This window comes from Pseudomonas sp. MYb193 (assembly GCF_002966775.1).
Taxonomy (GTDB): domain Bacteria; phylum Pseudomonadota; class Gammaproteobacteria; order Pseudomonadales; family Pseudomonadaceae; genus Aquipseudomonas; species Aquipseudomonas paracarnis.
Genome location: NZ_CP023269.1, coordinates 136,031 through 157,406 on the forward strand (window position 1 = coordinate 136,031; position 21,376 = coordinate 157,406).

At 58.6% G+C, this 21,376-nt stretch carries 4 protein-coding genes; 3 read left to right on the top strand and 1 reads right to left on the bottom strand.

What is annotated here, in order from left to right:
• Positions 1-120: 120 nt before the first annotated feature.
• The gene (locus CLM72_RS00635; RefSeq protein ID WP_105225324.1) at positions 121-15,918 is read right to left on the bottom strand and encodes a LapA family giant adhesin; all 15,798 of its coding nucleotides are present in this window, start codon (positions 15,916-15,918) and stop codon (positions 121-123) included.
• 336 nt (positions 15,919-16,254) lie between these two features.
• On the opposite strand from CLM72_RS00635, the gene CLM72_RS00640 reads away from it, so the two are divergent.
• Genes CLM72_RS00640 through CLM72_RS00650 form a run of 3 tightly spaced genes read left to right on the top strand, consistent with a single transcriptional unit; the run spans position 16,255 to position 21,162 of the window.
• The gene (locus CLM72_RS00640) at positions 16,255-17,610 is read left to right on the top strand and encodes a TolC family outer membrane protein (protein ID WP_105225325.1); all 1,356 of its coding nucleotides are present in this window, start codon (positions 16,255-16,257) and stop codon (positions 17,608-17,610) included.
• Positions 17,611-17,651: 41 nt separating this feature from the next.
• Positions 17,652-19,808, top strand: a complete 2,157-nt coding sequence (locus CLM72_RS00645) for a type I secretion system permease/ATPase (protein ID WP_034125412.1) — start codon at positions 17,652-17,654, stop codon at positions 19,806-19,808.
• The gene (locus CLM72_RS00650; RefSeq protein WP_105225326.1) at positions 19,798-21,162 is read left to right on the top strand and encodes an HlyD family type I secretion periplasmic adaptor subunit; all 1,365 of its coding nucleotides are present in this window, start codon (positions 19,798-19,800) and stop codon (positions 21,160-21,162) included. Before CLM72_RS00645 ends, CLM72_RS00650 begins: the two co-directional genes overlap by 11 nt.
• Positions 21,163-21,376: the final 214 nt, after the last annotated feature.

Here is a 21,376-nt window from a genome sequence, read left to right on the forward strand (position 1 = left end):
TCAACAGCATAGGTCAACGCTGCGTGTATGGGCGTGAGTATGCGATGCACCGTCCGCCAGGGCCAGCGACCCGTAGGCCAAAAAATCGGCCGCCTGGAAGGGCGGCCGATCAATCGCGTCTTAGGTGTGGTCGATCTTGATGGTCGGGTCGGCACCACTGATCAGCGAGTTGATGCTGGTGTGGGACCAATCGTTGCCTTCCAGTTTGATCGTCACATCGGCATTGGCCAAGCCACCGGCGGCGTTGAGCTTGCCTTCACTGCTCACTTGCAGGGTCGACACGCCATCTACCGTGGTGATCTTCAGGTAGTTGTCGATGGTGCTGTCGGTTTCACCTTTCAACAAATCACGCAGGTCAATGCGGTCGCCTTCGGACGCCTTGAAGTCCTTGATCACATCGTTGCCGATGTCGCCCGCCTTCCACACGAAGGTGTCGGCCCCCGAGCCACCGATCAGGATGTCGTTGCCCTGACCGCCAATCAGCGTGTCGTTGCCGGTGCCGCCCAGCAGGATGTCATTGCCTTTGCCGCCGTCCAGAAGGTCGTTGCCGCCCTGGCCGAACAGGATGTCATCGCCAGCCCCGCCCAGCAGCGTGTCATTGGCATCCTTGGCGCCGGAGACGTCGAAGTCCACATAGTGTTCGGTAACGTACTGGTGGACGTTAGAGGCGGTCACCGCAGAGACAGCCACGCCGGTCTTCTGTGCGACAAAGGCCTGCAGGGCGTTGTAACCCTCGCCATTGATCCCGCTGAAGCTCACCAGGTCGCCGAAGAGAATGTCGTTGCCGTCGCCACCGCTGACGGTGTCCGCGCCCGGCAACGTCGCCTCTGTGTGGCCGAGGATAGCGTTGGCCAAGTCCTTCGGATCGATGTTGGCCTGTGGCTTGCCATCGCTGTCGTACGGTGCCAACTGATTCAAGCTGACCCCACTGTTGAGGCCGATGGCTTCTACGCCACCTGTGGACAGACCTTTAAGCAGTGCGAACGCGCTGTTGGAGTTGGCGGTGGTGTAGTAGTCGGTATCGTAGCCGAGACCGCCTTGCACCGATATTTCATAGGTGCCATCCCCTTGGGCGTGGATGATTCCCTTGTTGTAGCCCCAGCCGTAGGACCAGAGGGTTACCTTGCCGGCAGAGTTGATATCAAGGTAGTTATTCGAATCGATGTTGATCCGGGTGGCGGTACCTATGGTGTAGTTGTTCATGGTGACGACATCATCGAGCCTGACGTTGCCGTACAAGTACGGGTTGGTCTGCTCGGACGCTTGGTAAAACGTCGGCTGACCATCGGTGATGAAGTACGTTGTATTGATAGCGCCAGTGTTGCCAGTCGCCTGGGCACTCTTGAAGAAGTTGGCCGCGGCCTTGAACACGTCTTCGTAGTTGGTCCCGCCGGTAGACACCATGGAATCCAGGACTTTCTGCAGCGAGTCCAATGCACCTGGGTCTTTCAGGTTGACTGTCACCGTGCGATTGACCTGGTCGCTGAAATCCGCCAGGAAGATATTTACAGTGCCAGAGGTGCTGGCGCCGATACTGTTTTTCAGCGAGTTGAACGTGGTAGTCAGCGAGGTTTTTGCCGCTGCTATCGAGTCCGCACCCATACTGCCCGATGTATCGATCATGAACGCGATGTTGTAGTTCTTGCCCTGCACCACGTTCAAGCCGGCGACGTCGGCCACGACAATGTCGTTGCCATCGCTGCCATTGATGGTGTCGCTGCCCGAGGTGCCGGTGACCGAATTGTAGGTCGCCGGATGCACCGTGACGGGCAATTGCGCGGTGGTGGTCGCTGACCCGCCGATGCTCTCGGTGGAAGTCGAAGTGACCGTCAGGTTGAACTGACCGCTGTAGTAGGTCGGCGGCTTGATAGTCAGGGTGTTCAGGTCCCAGCCGGTGACATTCACTTCGCCCACGGTTTTACCCGCAGTAAAGGTATGCCCCGACGCGTCGGTAAGCACCGAGCCTGCCGGAATGCCACTGATCTTCACGCTCAGGGTTTCGGAGCCGTCGGTGTCGGTCAGCGCGGTGGTGACCTTGGACAATTTGACCGTGCCGTTTTCCTGGCCTTCGTTGAGCTTGTAGCCCACGTAGTAACCGTCACCGTTGCTGCCATGCAGGTCGGATACGGTGACGCCGGCGTTGGTCAGGTCGGTAAGGCCGGTGTACAGCGGCACGGTGCTGGTGCTCAGGTTCTGCACCGCCCCGCCGTTGACCGACAGGTTGACGTCAAAGCTGCCAGGCCCCGCTTGGTTGGCCTGGTAGATCTCAAGGCTGTAGTAACCAGTGGTCGTTGGGGTGAACGAGCCGCTGAACTTGCCGCTGTTGGTGCTCCACACGCCGCTGGCCACATCTTTGCCGCCCACGTTGACCACCACGCTGTCATCGGCGATGCCGCTGAAGGTGTAGCTCTTGCCGGCTTCCATGTAGATCAGGCCGGAGATTTTGGAGCCAGAGCCGGCGGTGACGTTGTCGACGGACTCGACGTTGGTCACCACAGAGGTGCTGTTGGGTGTGCCTGCGTTATCGATGGCTTTTTTCAGCACGTCCGGTGCAGCACCGTTGCCGTTGTTGCCGAGGCCGGCGATGCTGTTCCAGCCCTGTTTGACCAGGCCGGTGGAGGCAACGTTGTTGTCTGCCACGCTCAGGGTCGGCGCGTCGGCTACCGGTGTGATATCGACTTTCACCGTGGCGCTGGTGCCCAGGTCCTTGCCATCGGTTGGCTGGAACTTGAACTGTGCGTAATCCGCTTGCTTGTTGCCTACACCGGTACCGCCATAACCATCCGCGCCGGATTCGTTGGCGTTAGGCATAAAGCGCAACTGGCCGCCGTCGATCTGGGCCTTGGTGAAGGTCTGGCCGCTGGTCACGTTGGTCCAGGTGCTGCCGTCCGCCGCCAGGTACTGCAGCTTGCCGGCTACCGGCAGCTCGGTGATTTTCACCCCGAGGCTGGCTTGTGGCGAGTCCACATCGCTCACGCCGAAGTTGGCCCAGGTCAGGGCCAGCGCCGTGTCTTCCGTACCGGTCACAGCACCGCCAGTGGCCACTGGTGCATCGTTGACCGCTACCACGTTGACGGTGGTGGTGGCCACGTTGGAGTAGTTGCCGCCATCGGTCACCGTCACGGTGATGGTGCGCGGTGTGGTGCTCGGGTCGTGGCTGTTGTTGGTGAACGTGATGTTCTGGATACGTTGCATGTAGTCAGCCAGCGTTGCGCTGCCGGACAACGTCAGGGTAATAGTGCCCGTCTGGTTGTTGGTGCTGACGCTGATGCCATTCACGCTATTGCCCAGGTTCAGGGCATCACCGGCCTGTGCGTTGGTCAGCGTGACCGTCGCGCCCGTCAGCAGTGTGCTGTCTGGGTCAGTGATCTTGATATCCGTATCGGCGATCGACACGCCCGGCCCGGCGGTACCCTCGGTAAATGTCGTCTTGTAATCGGCACCCGTGGCGCCGCTGGAGTTGTTGGCATCCAGGTCGATCACCGGCGGCGCATCATTGTCGATAATGTTGGTGGTAACACTGCCATTGCCGACCACCAGATTTTCGAAGTTGCCGCCAGTGGTCTTGTCGATGGTGATGACGATATTTTCCGTCGGCTCGGTGATCTTGTCGTCGAGCGTGCGGATATCAAACGGTACGCTGGTGGTACCGGCCGGGATCTTCACGGTGTACACGCCATTGAAGTCTGAACCGTCGGTAGCGGTGCCGCTGTACTTGAGCGTTACGGTCACGTCGGTTTGCGGCGGGTTGGTGAGGGTCAGGGTGTAGTGCGCCGTACCGCCTTCAGTCACCGACGCATCGCCGGTAATGCTGATGGTGGTGTTGCTGACCACATCGGTCACTTTGGTGACCACAGTGCTGCCGTCGACGATCAAGTGTTCGTACTTGTCGCCACCGCTGACCACACCGGTGATTTTGGTGGTGACGTCATTGGCGCCGACATACGCATCGTTAGGTGCGGTGGCGGTGGTGAAGCTGGTGGACTTGCCATTGCCGATGGTAATGGTCGAGCCGTTATCCAGCTTGATGACCAGGTCTGAGCCAACGTTGTTCACCGCCACGCCGTTCTTGTCGACCAGGGACGCGGTGTACACGATCTGCCCGCCTTCGCTGACCGAGCCAGTGGCCTTGAGTACCACGGTCACGTCATCGATGGTGTCGTTGATGGTGGTCGTGGCGCCCGCAGGTGTGATGGTCACACCCTCGAAATTGCCGCCGGTGGTGCCGGTGATCTTGACGGTCTGGGTGCTCTTGTCGATGAACACGTCATCGGTAGGCGCCGGGACGGTCACCGTGCCCATGGTCTCACCTTGCTTGATGGTGATGCTCGAACCGTTGTCGAGCTGGACCAGCATGTCGCTGCCGGCCTTGTTGCTCAAGGTGGCGGTGTAGGTGATCTGGCCGCCTTCGTTGACCGCGGTCGGGGCAGTCAAGGTGACGGTGGTCAGGTCGGTGGAGCCTGGTGTGTCGGTGACGGTGGTGTTCACCGCCGTCGTGCCCGGCACGAGGTTCTCGAAATGCTCGCCACCGGTCACGCCTTTGATGGCGGTGGTGACGGTTTGGTCGCCTTTGTAGACGTCGTTTGGCGCTACGGTGGTGATGGAACCGCTCGACTGATTCACACCGATGGTGATCGTTTTGCCATTGTCCAAGGTGACGGTCAGCGGATTGGTGATGTTGGTCACCGCTGCGCCGTTTTTATCCACAAGGCTGGCGGTGTAAACGATGTTGCCGCCTTCGCCAACGGTGGTGGTGGCGGTCAGGACCACATCGACTTTGTCGATGGTGTCGTTGATCGTGGTGGTGGCGCCGTTGCCTGCGACTTCTAACTTCTCGAAGTTGCCGCCAGTGGTCTCGGTGATCTTGACGGTCTGGGTGCTCTTATCGATGAACACGTCATCGGTAGGCGCGGGTACGGTTACGGTGCCAACAGTTTCGCCAGCCTTGATGGTGATCGACGAGCCGTTATCGAGCTTCAGGGTGACGTCAGTACCGGCCTTGTTGCTCAAGGTCGCGGTGTAGGTGATCTGTCCACCTTCGTTAACAGCGTTAGGCGCTGTCAGCGTCACAGTAGTGGTGTTGTCGGTACCCGGTGTGTCCGTGACGGTGGTATTCACCGCCGTCGTGCCAGGCACTAGATTTTCAAAGTGCTCGCCACCGGTTACGCCTTTGATGGCGGTGGTGACAGTTTGGTCGCCTTTGTACACGTCATCAGGAGCAACAACCGAAACGCTACCGCTCGATTGGTTTACGCCGATGGTGATGGTTTTGCCGTTATCCAAAGTGACGGTCAGCGGGTTGGTGATGTTAGTCACCGGTGCGCCGTTTTTATCCACAAGGCTGGCGGTGTAGACGATATTGCCGCCTTCGCCAACGGTGGTGGTCGCGGTCAGGACCACATCTACCTTGTCGATGGTGTCATTGATGGTGGTGGTTGCGCCGTCGCCTGCGACTTCGAGTTTTTCGAAGTTGCCGCCGGAAGCGTCAGTGATTTTGACGGTATGCGTGCTCTTATCGATGAACACGTCATCGGTCGGCGCAGGGACAGTGACGGTGCCAACAGTGTCGCCAGCCTTAATGGTGATGCTTGAACCATTGTCGAGTTTCAGCGTGACGTCGGTACCGGCCTTATTGCTCAAGGTCGCGGTGTAGGTGATCTGTCCACCTTCGTTAACGGCACTTGGCGCTGTCAGCGTAACGGTGGTGGTGTTATCGGTACCCGGTGTGTCCGTAACGGTGGTGTTCACCGCGGTAGTGCCAGGGACCAGATTTTCGAAATGCTCGCCGCCGGTCACACCCTTGATAGCCGTGGTGACGGTTTGGTCGCCCTTATACACATCATCAGGAGCAATAACCGAAACGCTACCGCTCGATTGGTTTACGCCGATGGTGATGGTCTTGCCGTTGTCCAAGGTAACGGTCAACGGGTTGGTGATGTTAGTCACCGGTGCGCCGTTTTTATCCACAAGGCTGGCGGTATAGACGATATTGCCGCCTTCGCCAACGGTGGTGGTGGCGGTCAGGACTACATCGACCTTGTCGATGGTGTCGTTGATTGTGGTGGTTGCGCCATTCCCTGCGACTTCGAGTTTTTCGAAGTTGCCGCCGGAAGCGTCAGTGATTTTGACGGTCTGCGTGCTCTTATCGATAAACACGTCATCGGTAGGCGCGGGCACGGTTACGGTACCAACGGTGTCGCCAGCCTTGATGGTGATGCTTGAACCGTTGTCGAGTTTCAGTGTTACGTCAGTGCCCGCTTTGTTGGACAGCGTAGCGGTGTAGGTAATCTGCCCACCCTCGTTTGCCTCGGACGGAGCCGTCAGCGTCACGGTGGTGGTGTTATCGGTGCCTGGGGTATCGGTGACAGTAGTGTTCACTGCCGTCGTGCCAGGGACCAGGTTTTCGAAGTGCTCGCCGCCGGTCACGCTTTTGACGGCGGTAGTGACAGTTTGGTCGCCTTTGTACACATCATCCGGCGCGATGGTGGTGATAGAGCCACTCGACTGATTCACACCAATGGTGATGGTCTTGCCGTTATCGAGGGTGACGGTCAACGGATTGGTGATGTTAGTCACCGGCGCACCGTTTTTATCCACAAGGCTAGCGGTGTAGACGATGTTGCCGCCTTCACCAACGGTGGTGGTGGCCGTCAGGACTACATCGACCTTGTCGATGGTGTCGTTGATCGTGGTCGTTGCGCCGCTGCCTGCAACTTCCAGTTTTTCGAAGTTGCCGCCGGAAGCGTCGGTGATCTTGACGGTCTGAGTGCTCTTATCGATGAACACGTCATCGCTAGGAGCGGGCACGGTCACAGTGCCAACCGTGTCGCCAGCCTTGATGGTGATCGAAGAGCCGTTATCCAACTTCAGCGTGACGTCGGTACCGGCCTTATTGCTCAAGGTCGCGGTATAGGTGATCTGGCCACCCTCATTCGCTTCGGTCGGAGCTGTCAGCGTTACGGTAGTGGTGTTATCGGTGCCCGGTGTATCAGTAACGGTGGTGTTAACCGGGGTAGTACCTGGAACCAGATTTTCGAAGTGCTCGCCGCCGGTAACACCCTTGATAGCGGTGGTGACGGTTTGATCGCCTTTATAGACATCATCAGGAGCAAGAACCGAAACGCTACCGCTCGATTGGTTTACGCCGATGGTGATGGTCTGGCCATTATCCAAGGTGACGGTCAACGGGTTGGTGATGTTGGTCACCGCTGCGCCGTTTTTATCCACAAGGCTGGCGGTGTAGACGATATTGCCGCCTTCGCCGACGGTGGTAGTAGCGGTCAGGACCACATCGACCTTGTCGACGGTGTCATTGATGGTGGTGGTTGCGCCGTCGCCTGCCACTTCGAGTTTTTCGAAATTGCCGCCGGTGGTCTCGGCGATCTTAACGGTCTGGGTGCTCTTATCGATAAACACGTCATCGGTAGGCGCAGGGACAGTGACGGTGCCAACAGTGTCGCCAGCCTTAATGGTGATGCTTGAACCATTGTCGAGTTTCAGCGTGACGTCGGTGCCGGCCTTATTGCTCAAGGTCGCGGTGTAGGTGATCTGACCACCTTCGTTAACGGCACTTGGCGCTGTCAGCGTCACAGTAGTGGTGTTGTCGGTACCCGGTGTGTCCGTAACGGTGGTGTTCACCGCGGTAGTGCCCGGCACCAGGTTCTCGAAATGCTCGCCGCCGGTTACGCCTTTGATAGCGGTGGTGACGGTTTGATCGCCTTTATAGACATCATCAGGAGCAAGAACCGAAACGCTACCGCTAGTCTGGTTTACGCCGATGGTGATGGTCTGGCCATTATCCAAGGTGACGGTCAACGGATTGGTGATGTTGGTCACCGCTGCGCCGTTTTTATCCACAAGGCTGGCGGTGTAGACGATATTGCCGCCTTCACCAACGGTGGTGGTGGCGGTCAGGACGACGTCGACTTTGTCGATGGTGTCGTTGATCGTGGTGGTTGCGCCGTTGCCTGCGACTTCGAGTTTTTCGAAGTTGCCTCCGGAAGCATCAGTAATCTTTACGGTCTGAGTGCTCTTGTCGATGAACACGTCATCAGTAGGGGCGGGCACGGTCACAGTACCGACGGTCTCGCCAGCTTTGATAGTGATCGACGAGCCGTTATCCAGCTTCAAGGTGACATCAGTACCGGCCTTGTTGCTCAAGGTCGCGGTGTAGGTGATCTGGCCGCCTTCGTTAACGGCACTTGGCGCAGTCAGCGTAACCGTGGTGGTGTTATCGGTGCCTGGGGTATCGGTGACAGTGGTGTTCACTGCCGTCGTGCCAGGAACCAAGTTTTCAAAGTGCTCGCCACCGGTCACGCCTTTGATAGCGGTAGTGACGGTCTGGTCGCCTTTATAAACGTCATCCGGCGCGATAGTGGTGACAGAGCCACTCGACTGGTTCACACCGATGGTGATGGTTTTGCCGTTATCCAAAGTCACGGTCAGCGGATTGGTGATGTTAGTCACCGGTGCGCCGTTCTTATCCACAAGGCTGGCGGTGTAAACGATGTTGCCGCCTTCGCCAACGGTGGTAGTGGCCGTCAGGACCACATCAACTTTGTCGATGGTGTCGTTGATCGTGGTGGTGGCGCCGTTGCCTGCCACTTCGAGTTTTTCGAAGTTGCCGCCAGTGGCCTCGGTGATCTGAACGGTCTGCGTGCTCTTATCAATGAACACGTCATCGGTAGGCGCAGGGACAGTGACGGTGCCTACGGTTTCGCCAGCCTTGATGGTGATGCTTGAGCCGTTATCCAACTTCAGCGTGACATCAGTGCCTGCTTTGTTGGAAAGCGTGGCGGTGTAAGTGATCTGACCGCCCTCGTTTGCTTCGGACGGAGCCGTCAGCGTAACGGTGGTGGTGTTGTCGGTACCCGGTGTGTCCGTAACGGTGGTGTTCACCGCTGTAGTACCCGGCACCAGGTTTTCAAAGTGCTCGCCACCAGTCACGCCTTTGATAGCAGTGGTGACGGTTTGGTCGCCTTTGTACACGTCATCAGGAGCAACAACCGAAACGCTGCCGCTCGACTGATTCACACCAATGGTGATGGTTTGGCCGTTATCCAAGGTGACGGTGAGCGGATTGGTGATGTTGGTCACCGGCGCGCCGTTCTTATCCACAAGGCTGGCGGTGTAGACGATATTGCCGCCTTCGCCGACGGTGGTAGTGGCGGTCAGGACCACATCGACTTTGTCGATGGTGTCGTTGATCGTGGTGGTTGCGCCATTGCCTGCAACTTCGAGTTTTTCGAAGTTGCCGCCGGTGGTTTCGGTGATCTTGACCGTTTGGGTGCTCTTGTCGATGAACACGTCATCGGTAGGCGCAGGGACAGTCACGGTGCCAACGGTTTCGCCAGCCTTGATGGTGATCGACGAGCCGTTATCCAGCTTCAGGGTGACGTCAGTGCCAGCCTTGTTGCTCAAGGTCGCGGTGTAGGTAATCTGGCCACCTTCGTTAACCGCACTTGGCGCAGTCAGGGTGACAGTCGTTGTGTTGTCGGTACCGGGGGTATCGGTGACAGTGGTGTTCACTGCCGTAGTGCCGGGCACCAGGTTCTCGAAATGCTCGCCGCCAGTCACGCTTTTGATAGCGGTGGTGACGGTTTGGTCGCCCTTATACACATCATCAGGAGCAATAACCGAAACGCTACCGCTCGATTGGTTTACGCCGATGGTGATGGTTTTGCCGTTGTCGAGGGTGACGGTCAACGGGTTGGTGATGTTAGTCACCGGCGCGCCGTTCTTATCCACAAGGCTGGCCGTGTAGACGATGTTGCCGCCTTCACCCACGGTAGTCGTGGCGGTCAGTACCACATCGACTTTATCGATGGTGTCGTTGATCGTGGTGGTTGCGCCGTTGCCTGCGACTTCTAACTTCTCGAAGTTGCCGCCAGTGGTCTCGGTGATCTTGACGGTCTGGGTGCTCTTGTCGATGAACACGTCATCGGTAGGGGCGGGCACGGTGACGGTGCCAACAGTGTCGCCAGCCTTGATGGTGATCGACGAACCGTTATCGAGCTTCAGGGTGACGTCAGTACCGGCCTTGTTGCTCAAGGTCGCGGTATAGGTGATCTGGCCACCCTCATTCGCCTCGGTCGGAGCTGTCAGCGTTACGGTCGTGGTGTTATCGGTACCCGGTGTATCAGTCACAGTTGTGGTGACGTTATCGGTGCCTGGGACCAGATTCTCAAAGTGCTCGCCGCCGGTCACGCCTTTGATGGCGGTGGTAACGGTTTGATCGCCCTTATACACATCATCAGGAGCAACAACCGAAACGCTACCGCTCGATTGGTTTACGCCGATGGTGATGGTTTTGCCGTTATCGAGGGTGACGGTCAACGGGTTGGTGATGTTAGTCACCGGTGCGCCGTTTTTATCCACAAGGCTGGCGGTGTAAACGATGTTGCCGCCTTCGCCAACGGTGGTGGTGGCCGTCAGGACCACATCAACTTTGTCGATGGTGTCGTTGATCGTAGTGGTCGCACCATCGCCCGCAACTTCCAATTTCTCGAAATTGCCGCCAGAGGTCTCAGTGATCTTGACCGTCTGCGTGCTCTTGTCGATGAACACATCATCGTTAGGCGCAGGGACGGTCACAGTACCAACGGTTTCGCCAGCCTTGATGGTGATCGACGAGCCGTTATCCAACTTGAGCGTGACATCAGTGCCCGCTTTGTTGGAAAGCGTGGCGGTGTACGTAATCTGCCCACCCTCGTTTGCCTCGGACGGAGCCGTCAGCGTCACGGTGGTGGTGTTATCGGTGCCTGGGGTATCGGTGACAGTAGTGTTCACTGCCGTCGTGCCAGGGACCAGGTTTTCGAAGTGCTCGCCGCCGGTAACACCCTTGATAGCGGTGGTGACGGTTTGATCGCCTTTATAGACATCATCAGGAGCAAGAATCGAAACGCTACCGCTAGTCTGGTTTACGCCGATGGTGATGGTCTGGCCATTATCCAAGGTGACGGTCAACGGATTGGTGATGTTAGTCACCGGCGCACCGTTTTTATCCACAAGGCTAGCGGTGTAGACGATATTGCCGCCTTCGCCGACGGTGGTAGTAGCGGTCAGGACCACATCTACCTTGTCGATGGTGTCATTGATGGTGGTGGTTGCGCCGTCGCCTGCAACTTCCAGTTTTTCGAAGTTGCCGCCGGTGGTTTCGGTGATCTTGACCGTTTGGGTGCTCTTGTCGATGAACACGTCATCGGTAGGCGCAGGGACAGTCACGGTGCCAACGGTTTCGCCAGCCTTGATGGTGATCGACGAGCCGTTATCCAGCTTCAGGGTGACGTCAGTGCCAGCCTTGTTGCTCAAGGTCGCGGTGTAGGTAATCTGGCCACCTTCGTTAACCGCACTTGGCGCAGTCAGGGTGACAGTCGTTGTGTTGTCGGTACCGGGGGTATCGGTGACAGTGGTGTTCACTGCCGTAGTGCCGGGCACCAGGTTCTCGAAATGCTCGCCGCCAGTCACGCTTTTGATAGCGGTGGTGACGGTTTGGTCGCCCTTATACACATCATCAGGAGCAATAACCGAAACGCTACCGCTCGATTGGTTTACGCCGATGGTGATGGTTTTGCCGTTATCGAGGGTGACGGTCAACGGGTTGGTGATGTTAGTCACCGGTGCGCCGTTTTTATCCACAAGGCTGGCGGTGTAAACGATGTTGCCGCCTTCGCCAACGGTGGTGGTGGCCGTCAGAACTACATTCACCTTGTCGATGGTGTCGTTGATCGTGGTCGTTGCGCCGTTGCCTGCTACTTCGAGTTTTTCGAAGTTGCCGCCGGAAGCGTCGATGATCTTGACGGTCTGAGTGCTCTTATCGATGAACACGTCATCGGTCGGCGCGGGCACGGTTACGGTGCCAACCGTGTCGCCAGCCTTGATGGTGATCGAAGATCCGTTATCCAGCTTCAAGATGACGTCAGTACCGGCCTTGTTGCTCAAGGTCGCGGTGTACGTAATCTGACCACCTTCGTTTGCCTCAGCCGGAGCCGTCAACGTAACGGTGGTGGTGTTATCGGTGCCAGGGTTATCGGTGACAGTAGTGTTCACTGCCGTCGTGCCAGGGACCAGGTTTTCGAAGTGCTCGCCGCCGGTCACGCTTTTGATGGCGGTAGTGACAGTTTGGTCGCCTTTGTACACGTCATCCGGCGCGATGGTGGTGATGGAGCCGCTCGACTGATTCACACCGATGGTGATGGTTTTGCCGTTATCCAAAGTCACGGTCAGCGGGTTGGTGATGTTAGTCACCGGTGCGCCGTTTTTATCCACAAGGCTGGCGGTGTAAACGATATTGCCGCCTTCGCCAACGGTGGTAGTGGCCGTCAGGACCACATCAACTTTGTCGATGGTGTCGTTGATCGTGGTCGTTGCGCCGTTGCCTGCCACTTCGAGTTTTTCGAAGTTGCCGCCGGTGGTTTCGGTGATCTTGACGGTCTGCGTGCTCTTGTCGATGAACACGTCATCGGTAGGCGCAGGGACAGTGACGGTGCCTACGGTTTCGCCAGCCTTGATGGTGATGCTTGAGCCGTTGTCGAGTTTCAGCGTGACGTCGGTGCCGGCCTTGTTGCTCAAGGTCGCGGTGTACGTGATCTGGCCACCTTCGTTAACTGCATTTGGCGCAGTCAGGATGACAGTCGTTGTGTTGTCGGTACCGGGGGTGTCGGTGACAGTGGTGTTCACTGCCGTCGTGCCAGGGACCAAGTTTTCAAAGTGCTCGCCACCAGTGACGCCTTTGATAGCGGTAGTGACGGTCTGGTCGCCTTTATAAACGTCATCCGGCGCGATAGTGGTGACAGAGCCACTCGACTGGTTCACACCGATGGTGATTGTCTTGCCGTTATCCAAGGTCACGGTCAGCGGATTAGTGATGTTAGTCACCGGTGCGCCGTTTTTATCCACAAGGCTGGCGGTGTAGACGATGTTGCCGCCTTCGCCGACAGTGGTAGTGGCGGTCAGGACCACATCGACTTTGTCGATGGTGTCGTTGATCGTGGTGGTCGCGCCGTTGCCTGCCACTTCGAGTTTTTCGAAGTTGCCGCCAGTGGCCTCGGTGATCTGAACGGTCTGCGTGCTCTTGTCGATGAACACGTCATCGGTAGGCGCAGGGACGGTCACGGTGCCAATGGTTTCGCCAGCTTTGATGGTGATGCTTGAGCCGTTATCCAACTTCAGCGTGACGTCAGTGCCCGCTTTGTTGGAAAGCGTGGCGGTGTAAGTGATCTCGCCACCCTCATTCGCCTCGGTCGGAGCCGTCAGTGTCACGGTAGTGGTGTTATCGGTGCCCGGTGTATCGGTAACGGTCGTGTTAACTGGGGTAATACCTGGAACCAGATTTTCAAAATGCTCGCCGCCGGTCACCCCCTTGATAGCAGCGGTGACGGTCTGATCGCCTTTATAAATATCGTCTGGCGCCACGGTGGTAACGGTGCCGCTGGATTGGTTAACACCGATAGTAATGGTCTGACCGTTATCCAAAGTGACGGTCAACGGGTTAGTGATGTTAGTCACCGGCGCGCCGTTTTTATCCACAAGGCTAGCGGTGTAGACGATGTTGCCGCCTTCGCCAACGGTGGTGGTAGCGGTCAGAACCACATCAACTTTGTCGATGGTGTCGTTGATCGTGGTGGTCGCGCCGTTACCTGCAACTTCCAGTTTTTCGAAGTTGCCGCCGGTGGTTTCGGTGATCTTGACCGTTTGGGTGCTCTTGTCGATGAACACGTCATCGGTAGGGGCGGGCACGGTCACGGTGCCAACGGTTTCGCCAGCTTTGATGGTGATGCTTGAGCCGTTGTCCAACTTCAACGTGACATCAGTGCCCGCTTTATTGGAAAGCGTGGCGGTATACGTCACCTGACCACCTTCGTTCGCCTCGGTTGGGGCTGTCAGCGTCACAGTGGTGGTGTCGATCGAATCGGTAATGGTGGTAACCGCTGGCGTGGTGCTCGGCACCAGGCTCTCGAAATTGCCGCCAGTCGCGCCCGTAATCGTCGTACTGACGGTGCTGCCGTTGACGTAGACGTCATTAGCCGGCGTATCAACGACAATGCTGCCTGTCGACTCACCCGCTTTGATGGTGATCACCGAGCCATTGCTCAAGGTGACATTCACAGGCGTCTGCGCCGGGTTGGTCAAGGTGGCGGTGTAGGTGATCTGACCGCCTTCGGTCACGGTCGAACCAGCGGTCAGGGTGACCGTGGTGGTGTCGATCGAATCGGTAATGGTGGTGACCGCTGGCGTGGTATTCGGTACCAGGTTCTCGAAGTTACCGCCCGTTGCGCCCGTGATGGTGGTGCTGACGGTAGAGCCATTGTTGTAAACGTCGTTGGCCGGCGTATCGACCACAACGGTACCCGTCGATTCGCCCGCCTTGATGGTGATCACCGAGCCATTGCTCAAGGTGACGTTCACCGGGGTCTGCGCTGGATTGGTCAGGGTGGCGGTGTAGGTGATCTGGCCGCCTTCGGTTACGGTCGAACCCGCGGTCAGGGTGACCGTGGTGGTGTCGATCGAATCGGTAATGGTGGTAACCGCTGGCGTGGTATTCGGTACCAGGTTCTCGAAGTTACCGCCCGTTGCGCCCGTGATCGTGGTGCTGACCGTCGAACCATTGTTGTAGACGTCGTTAGCCGGCGTATCCACGACAACGCTGCCCGTCGACTCACCGGCCTTGATCGTGATCACCGAGCCATTGCTCAAAGTGACATTCACCGGCGTCTGCGCCGGGTTGGTCAGGGTGGCGGTGTAGGTGATCTGACCGCCTTCGGTTACGGTCGAACCCGCGGTCAGGGTGACCGTGGTGGTGTCGATAGAATCGGTAATGGTGGTAACCGCTGGCGTGGTATTCGGTACCAGGTTCTCGAAGTTACCGCCCGTTGCGCCCGTGATGGTGGTGCTGACGGTAGAGCCATTGTTGTAAACGTCGTTGGCCGGCGTATCGACCACAACGGTACCCGTCGACTCACCGGCCTTGATGGTGATCACCGAGCCATTGCTCAAGGTGACATTCACCGGCGTCTGCGCCGGGTTGGTCAAGGTGGCGGTGTAGGTGATTTGACCGCCTTCGGTCACGGTCGAACCAGCCGTTAGAGTGACCGTGGTGGTGTCGATGGTGTCAGTGATCTGCGTCACGGCCGGGTTAGGGTCGATGGTCAATACCAGGTTGCCGCCACCGGTGGTGCCCGTAACGCCCACGCTGATCTGGCTCGGGTCGTTGTACGGGGTGTCGTTGGGCGCCAGGGGTACGTTGACCGTACCGGTCAGTTGGCCTGACGGGATAGTAATCACCGCGCCATTGGACAAGGTAACGGTAAGGTCGCTGCTGGATGGCCGCGTCACGGTCGCGGTGTAGGTCAGCACACCACCGGCTTCGGTGATGGTGGGGGTTGCGCTCAGGGACAGGGTCGAAGGCTGCAGCACCAGGTTGCCCGCGTCAGCGGAGCCTGGGGCACCGGTCAGCGCGTTGAGAGCCGAGGTGCCCTGACCAAGCGTACCGGTTGGGAAGCCGATGGTCGGATCGACACGGCCGGCGGTCGCATCCAGCACCACGAAGCTGTGGCCACCCCCGGCTGCGCCGTTACCGGCAGCGTTTGCGCCGGCGGCGGTGGCTTCCAGGTCGGTGGTCGGGTCGGCGCCAGCGACGATGGCTTGTTGCAGCTCGGCAACCGATGGCGCGGCTTGCTCGCTGGCAGCGGCGAGGTCGAGGCTGGAGTCCGGCAGGTCGGCGCTCCACTGAGTGTCACGGCCCAGGTCCAGAATGCGACCGTCGGCCAGCTCCAGGCTCACGGCGCCCGACATACCGGTGTCGATCTGGTCGCCCGCGAACAAGCGATCACCTTCAACGAGGACGCGGCGAGCACCTTCCGGAGAAATTACGAAAACTTGACCAACAATGCTTTTGACGGTGGCAACAACACTGCTCATTAAAATTTTCTCCGGCGATCCGTTTCGACAAATCCATTTCGCAGCACGCTATTAGCGCTGCCAATCTGGGGGCGTAGTCTATAAATGCATTGACGTCAAATAATTGGCTAGATTTTTTAGCTATCTAGTTTGTGCCAAACTATTGACCTTATGGTCGCCATCCTAAACAATCGCCCTAGTAATGTCACATTGATATTTATGCGGCGAACCGTCCTACATGTGTGAAGCAGTTCCGCTTTTTGAACTTTCCGACGTACGGTCATTACGGTAGCCATTATCCGACGCAGCGGTGCTAATCGCTGTGATTTAAGACAAGAAGTCTTGGGGAAATTTTAAATGCGTCTGCACCTGTTCAAGGCAATACCGTTCGTTCTCGCCGCCAGTTTCGTACAAGCCCAGACACTGCCCCAAGCCATGCAACAGGCGTTGGATGTACACCCGGAAATCCAGGCGGGTGTTAACAGCCGCATCGCCGCCGATTACCAATTGCGCGCGGCACAAGGTGGCTACCTGCCGCGTGTCGACCTGAACGCCGGTTACGGCCGTCAAGGAACCGACAACGCTACTACCCGCGCCAATAACCCCAGCGGCAATCACTGGGACACGCTCAACCGCGGTGAATCCAGCCTGCGCCTGCAGCAAATGATTTTTGACGGTTTCGCCACCTCCAGCGAAGTCGGGCGTCAACAAGCCAACGTTAATTCCCGTGCCTACTCCTTGCTCGGTACTTCCGAACGCACGGCGCTGACCGTTGCCCAGGTTTACCTGGAAGTGCTGACCCGTCGAGAGTTCGTGCGCCTGGCCGAAGACAACCTGCGCAACCACGAACGCATCTACGACCAGATCAAGTTGCGCACCGAGCGCGGCGTCGGCAACGGTGCCGACCAGGACCAGGCTGAAGCCCGCCTGGCCCAGGCCCGTAACAACTTGATCACCGAGCAAACCAACCTGGCGGATGCGCAGGTCAATTACCTCAGCGCCGTCGGCCAGATGCCAGACCAGCTAGAGCGCCCGGCCCCGTTCATGGCCATGCTGCCGGCAGACCTGAATGAAGCCCGCCGCCAGATGCTCGACAACAGCCCGATCCTGCGTTCGGCCGAGTCGGATATCTCCGCCGCCGAGAAGCAGTACGAAGCCGCCAAGTCCACCTTCTACCCGCGATTTGACGCTGAGCTGGGCACCAACGCCGACAACAACGTCTCCGGTGATCCCAACCACAGCAACGGTTGGGAAGCCATGGTGCGCATGCGCTTCAACCTGTTCGCCGGTGGCAGCAACAAGGCCGACCTGCAATCGAAGTCCTACCAGGCCAACCAGGCGCTGGACATTCGCAACAACGCCTTGCGCCAGCTCAATGAAGAGCTAGGCTTGGCTTGGAACGCCCTGAACAACGCTAACGCGCAATTGCCGGTCGCCCAGCAGTACGTGGATCACAGCACCCGCGTACGCACGTCTTACCAGCAACAGTTCAGCCTTGGTCAACGTACCCTGTTGGATTTACTCGACAGCGAAAATGAATTGTTCACCGCTTCCCGTCGCCTGGAAGAAATCAAGAACATTCAGTTATTTACTCAGTACCGAATCAAGGCGACCATGGGCGAATTGCTCAAGAGCCAGGGAGTGGTTGCACCAATGGCCTCCGTCGTGCAGAACGACGTGAAACCTAAAGTCCAACTGCCTGGGATGAATTGAGCCAGCCCAATAGCCCCATCTGTTAGTCGAGAGTGCCCCGCGTGGAACCTGAAGTCAGTCGAGTTCATCTCAGTCATGATCCACGCGCACTGCACGACGACCCGTTACTCGACGGGTTGTTGGCGCTCTGCGCCCTGCATCAAAAACCGGCCAGTGCGGCCATGCTCACCACCGGCCTGCCGCTGCCTTCGCAACGCTTGAGTGCCGAACTGCTACCGCGTGCCGCTGCGCGGGCCGGGTTGCAAGGCCGGCTGCTGCAACGCAAGTTGGAACAGATCCCGACCATTGCACTGCCGGCGCTGCTGTTGCTCAAGGACGGTCGCAGTACCGTGCTGGTGGGCTGGGAGGGCGAAGATGAAGCGCGGATCCTGCTCAGCGAAAGCGACGGCGGTGAAGTGCTGATCAAGCGCGAAGCACTGGCCGACGACTACATCGGCAAAGTCTTCTTTGCACAGCCGCAGCACAAGTTCGACGTCAACCACGGCAGCCTGATTCCGCGGGCGCGCTCGTGGTTCCGTGACACCCTCATGCGTTCACGCTGGCTCTACACCGACGCCATCGCCGCCAGCTTCCTGATCAACATCATCGCCATGGCCGCGCCGCTGTTCGTGATGAACGTGTACGACCGCGTCGTGCCGAACCAGGCCACCGCCACCCTGTGGGTGCTGGCCGTGGGCATCTGCGGTGCCTACCTGTTCGACCTGATCCTCAAAAGCCTGCGCAGCCTGTGCCTGGACCTGGCCGGTAAAAAGACCGACCTGATCATCTCGGCCACGCTGTTCGAGCGCATCGTCGGCATGTCCATGAAATACCGCCCGGCGCGGGTCGGCAGCTTCGCGCAGAACATCCACGAGTTTCAAAGCCTGCGCGACTTCCTCGCGTCGCTGACCCTCACCAGCCTGATCGACCTGCCGTTTACGCTGCTGATCTTCCTGGTCATCGCCATTCTCGGCGGGCACCTGGTGTGGATCCCGGTGCTGGCGTTCCCGCTGGCCCTGGGCATCGGCTACGCCTTGCAGAAGCCCCTGGTCGCGACCATGGAGCGCACCATGGCGCTGGCCGCCGAGCGCCAGTCGAGCCTGATCGAAACCCTTGCCGGGCTCGATGCGGTCAAGGTCAACAATGCCGAGAGCGAGCGTCAGTACGGCTGGGAACAGACCATCGGTACCCTGAGCCGGCTTGAGCTGCGGGTGAAGTTGCTGTCGGGCCTGTCGATGAACATGACCCTGCTGATCCAGCAACTGGCTGGCGTGATCATGATCGTGTTCGGCGTGTACCAGATCATCGACGGCAACCTCAGTATGGGCGGCCTGATTGCCTGCTACATGCTCAGTGGCCGCGCCTTGAGCCCGTTGGCCTCGCTGTCGGGCCTGCTGACGCGCTACCAGCAAGCCAAGGTCACCATGACCTCGGTGGACCAGATGATGGAGCTGCCCCAGGAGCGCAACTTCGAAGAGCGCCCCATGAGCCGGCGCACCCTGCAAGGCGCCATCGAGTGCCGGGGCCTGAACTTCACTTACCCGAACCAGCAGAACCTGGCGCTGAAAAACATCAACCTGGTGATCAAACCAGGGGAAAAAATCGGCATCATCGGCCGCAGCGGTTCGGGCAAAAGCTCCCTGGCCAAGCTGATCGTTGGCCTTTACCAACCCGACTCCGGCTCCTTGCTGGTGGACGGCGTGGACGTGCGCCAGATCGACGTGAGCGAACTGCGCCACAACATCGGCTATGTCGCCCAAGACATTCAATTGCTGGCCGGCACCCTGCGCGACAACCTGGTCAGCGGTGCGCGCTACGTCGAGGATGAAATGGTCCTGCAAGCCGCCGAACTGGCTGGCGTGCACGAATTTGCCCGCCTGCATCCCCAAGGCTACGAGCTGCAAGTCGGCGAGCGTGGGCAGAACCTGTCCGGCGGCCAGCGCCAGAACGTTGCCCTGGCCCGTGCGCTGCTGCTCAACCCGCCCATGCTGCTGCTGGACGAACCCACCAGCGCCATGGACAACACCGGTGAAGAACGCTTGAAGCAACGCCTGCAAGCCGTGGTGCAAAACAAGACCGTGGTGCTGGTCACGCACCGAGCCTCACTGCTCTCCCTGGTCGACCGCCTGCTGGTGGTCGACCGTGGGCAGATTCTCGCGGACGGCCCGAAAGCCGTGGTCATGGAAGCGTTGAAGAAGGGGCAGATCAGTGTTGCTTAACTCCATCAAGAGTGCGGTCGGCCGCTACTTCAAAGGCTCCGATTCGCTGCAGGGCCAGCCGCTGCCCGAGGTCAACAAGGCGCTGATCGAAGATGCGCCACGGGTCATCCGCCTGACCATCTGGGCAATCATCGCGTTCTTTATATTCCTGGTGGTGTGGGCTGGTTTCTCCCAGATCGACGAAGTGACCCGTGGCGACGGCAAGGCGATTCCGTCGTCCAAATTGCAGAAAATCCAGAACCTGGAAGGCGGTATCGTCGCCGAGCTGTACGTCAAGGAAGGCCAGATCGTAGAGGCCGGCGCGCCGTTGATTCGTCTCGACGACACGCGGTTTGTCTCCAATGCCGGGGAAACCGAAGCCCTGCGCCTGGCCATGCAGCTGCGCGTCGAGCGTTTGAGCGCCCAGGTGGATGACCGCCCGCTGAACATCCCCGACGATGTGCTCAAGGCCGCACCGAGCCAGGCTGCCAATGAGCGCTCCTTGTATGAAAGCCGCCGCCAGCAGTTGAAAGACGAAGTCGGCGGCTTGCAGGAGCAACTCGTACAGCGCCAACAGGAACTGCGCGAGTTCACCTCCAAGCAGGGCCAATACCGCAGCCAGTTGTCCCTGCAACGCCAGGAAATCAACATGTCCGAGCCGCTGGTGGCTCAGGGCGCGGTGTCGCCGGTAGAAGTGCTGCGCCTCAAGCGCGCCGAAATGGAAACCCGCGGGCAGTTGGACGCCACCACCCTGGCGATCCCGCGTGCTGAATCGGCGATCAAGGAAGTGCAACGCAAAATCGATGAAACCCGCGGCAAATTCCGCAGCGAAGCCCTGACCCAACTCAACGAAGCCCGTACTGAACTGAACAAGGCCGAGTCCACCGGCCGCGCGTTGGAAGACCGGGTCAGCCGCACCCTGGTCACTTCGCCAGTGCGTGGGATCGTCAAGCAGTTGCTGGTCAACACCGTTGGCGGTGTGATCCAGCCGGGCAGCGACATGGTCGAAATCGTGCCGCTGGACGACACCCTGCTGGTAGAAGCCAAGATCCGCCCGCAAGACATCGCCTTCCTGCACCCAGGGCAAGAAGCGGTGGTCAAGTTCACCGCTTACGACTACACGGTCTACGGTGGCCTGAAGGCCAAGCTCGAACGCATCGGTGCCGACACCATCACTGATGAAGACAAGAAGACCACCTACTACATGATCACTTTGCGCACTGACCGCAGCCACTTGGGTACGGATGAGAAACCGCTGCTGATCATCCCTGGCATGGTTGCTTCGGTGGATATCATCACCGGCAAGAAAAGCATCCTAAGCTACCTGCTCAAGCCGATCATCAAGGCGCGGGCCGAGGCGTTGCACGAGCGTTGATTTTCAGCGCCTGTACCGACCTCATCGCAGGCAAGCCAGCTCCCACATTTGAATGTGTTCACCAATCAAAATGTGGGAGGGGGCTTGCCCCCGATGCGGCCGCCAGCATCACGCTACAGCTCAAACCAAACGCCATATCCATATGCGCTAACGGTATTTAAGCTTCCATCCTTATGCCTATAAATTCACTCCCCTGTCTGCCGGGAATGAATCA